General features: G+C 43.1%; 8 protein-coding genes. 4 read left to right on the top strand and 4 right to left on the bottom strand.

The genetic code is table 11. From position 1 onward, the window contains the following. Positions 1 to 1,193: type IA DNA topoisomerase (locus tag B9G53_RS24670; RefSeq protein WP_254923804.1), on the bottom strand; the 1,193-nt coding region annotated here is incomplete at its 3' end. Between the two features lie 93 nt (positions 1,194 to 1,286). Here B9G53_RS24670 and B9G53_RS24665 point away from each other — a divergent pair. Then, positions 1,287 to 2,300 (top strand): YhcG family protein, encoded by a 1,014-nt coding sequence (locus B9G53_RS24665; RefSeq protein ID WP_094536080.1) that lies wholly within the window; start codon positions 1,287 to 1,289, stop codon positions 2,298 to 2,300. Positions 2,301 to 2,355: 55 nt separating this feature from the next. On the opposite strand, the gene B9G53_RS24660 is transcribed toward B9G53_RS24665, so the two are convergent. The 3 genes from B9G53_RS24660 to B9G53_RS24650 are packed head-to-tail and all read right to left on the bottom strand — an operon-like array spanning position 2,356 to position 6,023. After that, entirely contained in the window at positions 2,356 to 3,057 is a 702-nt protein-coding gene (locus B9G53_RS24660) for a hypothetical protein (protein WP_094536079.1), read from the bottom strand. A gap of 9 nt (positions 3,058 to 3,066) precedes the next feature. After that, complete coding sequence (locus B9G53_RS24655) at positions 3,067 to 4,332, bottom strand: hypothetical protein (RefSeq protein ID WP_094536078.1); 1,266 nt, start codon at positions 4,330 to 4,332, stop codon at positions 3,067 to 3,069. A gap of 11 nt (positions 4,333 to 4,343) precedes the next feature. Continuing rightward, entirely contained in the window at positions 4,344 to 6,023 is a 1,680-nt protein-coding gene (locus B9G53_RS24650) for a type IV secretory system conjugative DNA transfer family protein (RefSeq protein WP_254923803.1), read from the bottom strand. A 55-nt stretch (positions 6,024 to 6,078) separates the two neighbouring features. On the opposite strand from B9G53_RS24650, the gene B9G53_RS28780 reads away from it, so the two are divergent. From B9G53_RS28780 to B9G53_RS24640, 3 genes are all read left to right on the top strand, one after another. Then, positions 6,079 to 6,240 (top strand): hypothetical protein, encoded by a 162-nt coding sequence (locus B9G53_RS28780; RefSeq protein WP_254923802.1) that lies wholly within the window; start codon positions 6,079 to 6,081, stop codon positions 6,238 to 6,240. A 174-nt stretch (positions 6,241 to 6,414) separates the two neighbouring features. Next, positions 6,415 to 7,176: a hypothetical protein gene (locus B9G53_RS24645; RefSeq protein ID WP_094536076.1), complete on the top strand. Its 762-nt coding sequence runs from the start codon at positions 6,415 to 6,417 to the stop codon at positions 7,174 to 7,176. Positions 7,177 to 7,178: 2 nt separating this feature from the next. Beyond that, complete coding sequence (locus B9G53_RS24640; protein ID WP_094536075.1) at positions 7,179 to 8,141, top strand: pentapeptide repeat-containing protein; 963 nt, start codon at positions 7,179 to 7,181, stop codon at positions 8,139 to 8,141. The last annotated feature ends 172 nt before the right edge of the window (positions 8,142 to 8,313 follow it).

Below are 8,313 nucleotides of genomic sequence, written 5' to 3'. Positions count from 1 at the left end.
CTGCGCCAGATTAACTCATAGAGTTGATGCTGTTTGGCACTGAGATGGTCTCTAACCGTTTTTGGAGTAATACTCAAATAGGTAGGACGAATCGCTTCATGGGCTGATTGAGCAGTCGCCTGTTCACGATGACGAGTAGTTTTCTTAGGGACGTTATCAGGATCGTGTTTCGATAGCCATTCTTTTACCTCAGCACAAAACTCAGGAGCGAGACTAGTGCTATCAGTGCGGTGATAGGTAATCAACCCTTTGCGACCTTGGGGCAAATCGACACCCTCAAACAACTCTTGAGCCACCTTCATCGTCTCTTCAGGTGATAGCCCTAATCTTACAGAAGCTGCTTGCTGAAGCGAACTGGTGATGAAAGGTGGCAATGGTGATTTTTGAGCAGTGACACCCGTAGCTTCGCGAACGATATGGGGATGATTACGCGCTACTTGAATAATTCGGGCAGCTTCCGCTTCCGACAATACCCGTTTTGACTCCACCGTAGATTCCGCATTCACTTCCGATGCATCATCCGTGACATCCTGATCGTCAAGCACAGGTTCAATCTCACTACTACCCGCATAGAAAGCCGTGAATCCTTCAGTATATTCTGTCCATACCGACCAGTAAGTAATCGGCACAAAGGTATTAATCTCCCGTTCACGCTGACAGACAATGTGCAGAGCCACCGACTGTACCCGACCAGCCGAGCTACCGCCACTTGTCCGCCGCACGAGCGGCGATACCTTAAACCCAATCAACCGATCTAAGCATTGCCTAGCCCGTTGCGCGGAAATCAGGTTTAAATCTAACTGATGAGCATTGGTGATCGCCGCCTTAACCGCCGTAGGCGTAATCTGGTTATAGACAGCCCGTTTGGGATTACGAAGATGCAGTTGCTGTTGTAAATGCCATGCTATCCCCTCACCCTCGCGATCGCCATCGGTAGCAAGTACAACTTCTGAAGCATTCTTCACCGCCGCCCGAAGTTTAGCGACTACCTGTTGTCCTTTGCCTTCCGTCAATTGGTAACGACATTCAATTTTGTTGGTATCTGAATGCATGGTAAAGCCCAAGCTATCTTCACCATCTTTGGCAAGTTCCGTAAAGTGACCAAAGGAAGCTTCCACTTGCCATTCACTGCCAAGGATGGCTTGGATGGTTTTGCACTTGGATGGAGATTCAACGAGTAACAGCTTTTTCATATTTTTATACCTGTGTAAACTTTATCTTGAATCTGGCTTAACTTTCATTTCTAGGATTGGGTTATACTGTCATCCCAGACTAACAGCTAATTTATGAGTGATCTAATCGATTCCTATCAGCAATTAATCGATCGCATTGGTGAATGCTTAGTACAGGGGCAGCAACGCGCCTTTGAGCAGGTTAATACGCTTTTGGTAGAAACTTATTGGCAAATTGGGCAGTACATTGTGGAGTTTGAGCAGAAGGGGAATGAGAGGGCAGAATATGGTTCAAGGTTGTTAACTCAATTATCACGGGATTTGAAAACAACTTATGGCAAGGGATTTAGTCGCCGTAATGTCTTGGATATGCGCCGCTTTTATGTTAGCTATCCAAAATGGCAGATGGTGTCTGCCAAATTAGGTTGGTCGCATTACACGGAGCTTTTGGCGATTTCGGATGATTTAGCTAGATCGTTTTACGAGCAACAATGCATACGCGATCGCTGGAGCGTGAGGGAATTAAAGCGCCAGAAGGATTCGGCTTTGTTTGAGCGAGTTGCCATGAGTAAGGATCGAGCAGAGATTCTTGCCTTGGCTCAGAAAGGACAGATTATCGAGTCAGCGCGGGATGTGGTGAAAGATCCCTATGTGTTTGAGTTCTTGGATTTGCCAGATCGCAATTATCATGAGAGTGAATTAGAAAATCGGTTGATTGTGCAGTTAGAGAAGTTTTTACTAGAACTGGGGAAGGGATTTGCATTTATTGGGCAACAGTACCGAATTACGTTAAACAATACGCATTTTTATGTGGATTTAGTGTTCTATCACCGTATTTTGAAATGTTTTGTCTTAATTGACTTGAAAACAAGGGCGGTGCGGCATGAAGATATAGGACAGATGAATATGTATCTAAACTATTTTCGTGCCGAAGAGAGCATGGAAGATGACAATGAACCGATTGGCATCGTGTTGGCGCGAGATAAGGATGAGATTCTAGTGGAGTATGCCACGGGAGGAATTTCCAATCAGCTTTTTGTATCGAGATATCAGCTATATCTGCCCGATGTCGAGGCTTTAAAGCAGGAGTTGAGGAGGCTTTTGGATGAGAGCGATCGCTCTAATTAACTTGTGTTGTACATGATACAAGCCTCAGTGGATAATTGGAATTTGGTAAACATTGTTATTTCTGATTTTCAAGAGGTTTGGTTTGCTGTGCATTCAACATGGCGACAGCCCTACTGATATTGGCTGCATCTCTATCAGTGACATTGGATTCAATGATTTTCCCCTGCGACTCTACCAAAATCGGATTAACAGGACGATCCTTTGCCTTTAAAGTCATCGTATCCGAGTTCTTTTCGAGACTGAACTTGTAATTCCCCTTACCATCAGGACGCTCGAAAACAAGATTATTACCATCTTCTTTACCCTGAACTTGCAGCAATTCTCGACAATCACGCGCCAGCTTCAGGTCACGTTCATCATTAGTTGCTTTATCAGTAGAAGTCTGCGAAGTTTCCTGTTCAGCACCATCGCGTTTATTTTCGGTTTTGTCTTTACCCAGTTTAGCTAAGCCATCAAACATCGACAGAGCCATCGCTTGAATCTGGGCTGCATAATTAATCTGGTTCTGCTCTTGAATAGCAACACTCACCAATTGAGCTTCATTACTGTCGGAATTGGGATTACTGCTTGGTGCATAAGCCAAATCCCATTCTTCATCGAATATATCGTCTTTATCTTCCATCGTAAAATCCGTCAAATTAATTGGATAATTCTCTCGTTCAGCGATCGCTAAAATGTTGACTATGTGAATATCGACAAGCTGGTTAAAAGCCGTCACAAACTGGGCGATATTAACATCAGGATTAGCGGTAATCATCGTGTTTTCCTAGCGCTCTAGCTGGGGTTTAATAGGCTCTACTTTCAAGCGCGGCAATTTATCGGCAACTGAGGCAGGTTGATCCATGCGTTGAAAGATCTGTTTGAAACTAGCCAAATCCTCTGGAGTCATTGACTGAGCAGTGATTTGTCCTTTGTCAGTTCGTAGAATGTTTTCCCCCCTATCGTTAGCGATCGCGATGTCGCCATCTTCATTCCGTTGCAAGGTATAGTTCTCACCCTTAAAAGTCTCTCTTCCCGTCTGTCTAAGAAAATTATCGACAACGACAACCGCTCTAGAACCAGCAGGAGCCAAATCTCCCTTCTTGGCGATCGCAGTGGGATAACCCTGCTTTTGGGTCAGGTCAGCCAGATCGATATTGGTGGTCTGCACAGCAGTTTGCGTAAAGTCGATTTGCTGGTCGAGCGTGGTGCGATCGGCAATAAAAACAGCACGATTGTTGGCTAACTCAAACTTGGCGATTTCAGTGCCACCTTGCTCAGAGATCGCATAGACATTATCTTGAGACTGAATCCTATAGGCTTCAGCTTCATATTTACCATCAACACCTAACTTGGTAACTAAAGCCACTGAGACAGCCGCCATCACTTGTTGCCTAAAATCATCAAACAATAAAGGATTAGAGCGCCCCAACTCATCGAGATCGCTTACACCATCGCCATCCGTATCCCTACTTCGAGGGTTTAACCCCATGCGGATCTCATCTACATCTTTTATGCCATCACCATCGGTATCGCGACTGAGCGAGTCAGATTGCTCCTGTTTAGTAGTAATCTCGCGTGACTCAACATCGATGTAGTTTTTCTTTGCCAAGACTGGCATCGGCGGCTGTGATGATTGGGAAAGTGGATGGCGATCGCTACCAGATAAAGGCGATGGCTTAATTGGCGAGTTCGGCAACATCGCAAAATCAGGTTCATCTTTATCGCGATTGCGTGGGTTGGCGATGACAATACTGGTATCTGTCACAGGGTTAGGAGTATTGGAAAGATCGGGTGCAGCCTGATATCTGCGCCACCAATCATCCATGATGTCCTGATCCCATTCCTTTGCTACCTTGTCCCACGCCGCATCACTGAAACCAGATGGTTGCGCCGCAGTTTCTTGTTTACCTGCATCTCCTTTTTGCTGTTCATCCTCTTTCTTAGCTAGCAGAAGTTTCAGCAACTCGGCTAAAGCCTCAATCGTAGTTTGAGCGATCGCTAGTTGTTGGGAATTTGCTTGTGATGCTTCCGATGATTGAATAAAGACCATGATGTATACCTCTATAAACCTTCAGCCCAAGCAGGAACAGACTTGGGTGTTGCAGGAGTATCCTTCGCAGGTAAAGGAAAGTTATCTAGAAAGTAATCCTTACGAGCCAAGATCGCCGCGTCGGTAATCGGGATTTGATGCCCTTCCTGCTCTAGTTCAACTTTCAGAGCCTCCCATCTGGATTTACTGTTTTCTGCCCGATCTGCATCAACTTTAGGGATTTTGATATTGCAGCGACGGGGAACATTCGCTTCTTTCTTGGAGCTATAACCAGGGGAAATGAGAATACAGTTACCTTGCGGTAATTTGAGAAAATCCTCTGGTGCAAATAGTTTGCGAGTTCTTTCCTGATCCGATGTACTTGTGCTAGTTTTACCGCCGCCCGAACTTCGTGATTTTGACTTGTATTTGAGATGTTCGTCACCGAGATAGTCCGAGAAAATCTTTGCTGATTCAGGTTCGAGGGGATTGAAAATTGCTTTAGTGGCACAACCACCGAAAATTGCCCTAGACACCTCTTTGCCATAGGTTTCTTCTAACTGAACGAGGTTTTGGAAACCCAACATACAAGAAAGTCCATCCTCACGGTGAACGTTTAGCCATTGGACAAGACTTGGTAAATAGAGGGTTGGCAACTCATCGATCGCCACAAGGAGAGGATCTTCTCGTTTACTCGTGACATTGCGGGTGACAATCATATGCAGGACAGTCGCTAACAGCGGTGCAACCACATCTTGTTTTTCGCGCTTCATGCCGATCACCAGCAGATGTTTACCTTTCAAGTTCATCGGAATCGTGGTCTTGCCGCAGAAAACACTGAGAATATCAGGAGACATGAAACGACTGAAGAGAATACTCGCCGTCGAGATTACCGAGGCAACCGTTTTCTCAGAGTCAGCCATCGAAATCAACTGTCCAAAACTGGTTTCTACCCAAGTCGGTAGATTCGCATTTTGGACTCTGGCGGGAAGATTATTCGCGCCTAATGCCTTGGCACAGAAAATAATATCGGGATAAGGCGTTGTCTTGGCTAGTAACAGTACGGCTTGAATCAGTTGATCGCCGCTATTGGTAAAGAAAGGATCTTCATTACCTTTGCCTCCTGATTTAAAGTTGCGATTCAGGACGATCGCTACCTGTCTTGCCATATCCACATCCGTCGCATCGCGAATGAAGTCAAGGGGATTACAGATTCCACTTTCAGGAAAGCTAGGGGCAAAGATGCTGACCTTGTATCCTGCATCCGCCGCGATTCCCGCAATCCGTGAGGACTGCTCAGCATATTTGTAGTCGTAGAGAATAATCGGAAATCCTTGGTCGATCGCGCTACGAATCGCAGGATCGATCACTCCATAGGTTTTACCCGAACCAGTGCCACCTAGCACGGCAATGCCGCGATTAGCATCGGGTAGCCAAATTGTCCGATCTGTTTTTGACACCTGAATGACTTTAGGCTTTTCGCCCTCAATTGGCTTTTCGTGATTGGGTGTCGCCACGCCTGGGCTGGAGATTAGTTCAGCAGGGAAAACTAATTTAGGCTTAACCACAAACAAAGTTAGCTTATTGCGTTCGCGACGGTTAATTTGCTCCTTAGCTTTTTTTCGCGCCGCCGCAATCTCTGTCCCACCAACCCAATGAGCATGATCCAATTTGTTTTTGCTACTACCGCCTGTCCGACACAGTAAAACCATGCCGACAATACAAGCCGCAATAATTCCACCTGTGGGTGTAAATAGCTGACTGGTAATGAAAGCAATTTCGGGTGGTAATCCTGTGGAGTTAGACTTTTTCTGTTCTACGGGAGCAGCACTATCAACGGTTGATGCAGATTTGAGGGCAATTCACCTGTCCATGTCATCAGGCAATATTTCGGACAGTTTAAAACCTCGTATTGCCGATCCTGTATAGAGATAGTATTTTGGTCTTTATTTAAATCCCCGTTAGCGTTTGAGCTAACAGATATGAGATGAAAGTACTACCCCGTAAAGGTTATAGGCTCGTTAAAAAAATGTCCGAAATATTGAAAAATATAATATAATGAAAATTCCACTATTAAATTTAGTAGTTTAAGTGGCGTTAACAATGCAAAAAATTGACTCTTTAGAGACTCAGCCAAGAGAGGATATGAATACATATCCACAAATTTTATTTGTCAAGCTAGAAGGAACTCAGAGAAAAAAAAAGTTATTCGGAACGTTTGAGATTGACGACAAAAACAGAATTGATTTGAGTCTTGTTTTGAGGTTTGGTAAATACTTAGAAAATATACCTTTGGGCAGTGTAACTTTTGGATTAAAGGGTGGGCATCTAAAACTAAGTATAAAGAATGGGAAAATTCCTACTAAATCATGCTACCCAAATCAGTTGTTTGATAACCTTGAGGTAGAGATTCAAACTGAGCAAGGGAAGGAAAATCAATTTGGTGTTGAGGTTTCTAATTCTCAAAAAGACGGAATTAGTGGCAAAGGTATTTTCGGTGGTAAGCAGCTTTCTAAGCAATCACAGAAGGTGAAATTTTCTGCATCTCAAGTGACAATTAGCGGAACTGAAGAAAACCCGACTTGGACATTTAATAACAGGAAAGACAACTCAACTTTTGAGGTTTTTGAAGGTCAATATAGCATTCCAAAGCTAGGAATCTTGCAAATCTTACAAAGGACATGTGAAGTTGAAGCTAGATTTGAAGTTTCACTAAAAGATATTTATGTTACAGATGCTAGTGGACTGTATTCACCAAATATGGATCGAGATAGTCAAGTAGTTTTAGATAGAGCTATTGCAAATTTGTTTTTAAAACATAGGTTAGGATCTTATTTAAGCAAAGTATATTTACAATTTAATTAATTATGATTAACGATGAAAATTTTGAACAAGAAGCTCAGCAATTAATTGAGAAGATTTCTGGAGCAAAAAATACAAGTTTTTTTGATCTGGCTAAGATTGCAGATCTTGACTTACTTAAAGATTTTGCTGGCTCTGATATGAGTGGGACAAATCTGAGCAATGGAATTTTAAGGAATGCTGATTTAAGAGAAACTGATTTAAGAGGGGCTGATTTAAGTCATGCAGATTTAAGAGAAGCTAATTTGAGTGGAGCTAATTTGAGTGGAGCTAATTTGAGTGGAGCTAATTTGAGTGGAGCTAATTTAGAAAGATCTAACTTAACAGAAGCTTTAATCACTAAGACTACTAATTTTGAAAAGGCAAACGTAAAGTCAATGATTTTTGGGGGAGAAAGATTGCTCATCCAAACAATCAAACAAGAACTTGTAAGAAGAGGGGCAATATTTAAAGATGATAAGCCAACCCGACCAGTGTATAGAATGGATCGAAGGATTATGTCCGTGGAACCTTTACAAAATCAGGCAGTTCCCTCAGTGTCTTTTGCCTCACGTAGTAGTACAAGCTCATTTAGTAATAACCTTAAGTCGGTATTGATTTCTCATCCTGACGTTGAAGCAGTGGAGATTAGGGGCGAACGCAACACCGATGGAATGACTCGGAATCGTAGATCTTTGCGCCAAGGTGGAACTGATCGAAAAGCTAAAAACATCTCCGCTTTTATTGTCTTAAAAGATGAAATTAAACCTAGTCCCGAATTAAAAGTTATCCTGCAACAACATGTAGTAGAGCAGAGCAGAACTGGTGAAATTACTATTACTATTCCTCTTGAAATACATTTTACTAAAGTACTACCTAAAACTGCATCTAGAAAAAAGAAGGGTCGCAGATTTCGACCAGATCCCGACTTAAAAAGAAGAAGGAAAGGTAGGACTAGCTTGAGCGATCGCGGGCAAGGACAAGACTAGAAAAGCGATTAGTCCTGCGATGGAATATTTCTGACATGGTAAAAAGCTCATAACCATAGAACTCAACAACTGATAGAAGTTAATTAGAAAGTCACCGACTGATTCACAAATACCTGTAGTTCTTTACCTGCGGGGATAAAGAAGACATTAGGACGGGTTTTGATTTCTTCGA

Origin of the sequence: Pseudanabaena sp. SR411 (genome assembly GCF_002251945.1) — a bacterium.
In the GTDB taxonomy this organism is placed as follows: Bacteria; Cyanobacteriota; Cyanobacteriia; order Pseudanabaenales; family Pseudanabaenaceae; genus Pseudanabaena.
Note: the sequence above shows the minus strand (reverse complement) of the source record. Positions and strands in the feature narration are given on the sequence as shown.

Bases quoted from the DNA above. Each gene is read 5' to 3' on its own strand.
- B9G53_RS24655 (WP_094536078.1), bottom strand. From the start codon at position 4,332: ATGGTCTTTATTCAATCATCGGAAGCATCACAAGCAAATTCCCAACAA.
- B9G53_RS24645 (WP_094536076.1), top strand. From the start codon at position 6,415: ATGCAAAAAATTGACTCTTTAGAGACTCAGCCAAGAGAGGATATGAAT.
- B9G53_RS24640 (WP_094536075.1), top strand. From the start codon at position 7,179: ATGATTAACGATGAAAATTTTGAACAAGAAGCTCAGCAATTAATTGAG.
- B9G53_RS28780 (WP_254923802.1), top strand. From the start codon at position 6,079: ATGAAAGCAATTTCGGGTGGTAATCCTGTGGAGTTAGACTTTTTCTGT.
- B9G53_RS24650 (WP_254923803.1), bottom strand. From the start codon at position 6,023: ATGGTTTTACTGTGTCGGACAGGCGGTAGTAGCAAAAACAAATTGGAT.
- B9G53_RS24660 (WP_094536079.1), bottom strand. From the start codon at position 3,057: ATGATTACCGCTAATCCTGATGTTAATATCGCCCAGTTTGTGACGGCT.
- B9G53_RS24665 (WP_094536080.1), top strand. From the start codon at position 1,287: ATGAGTGATCTAATCGATTCCTATCAGCAATTAATCGATCGCATTGGT.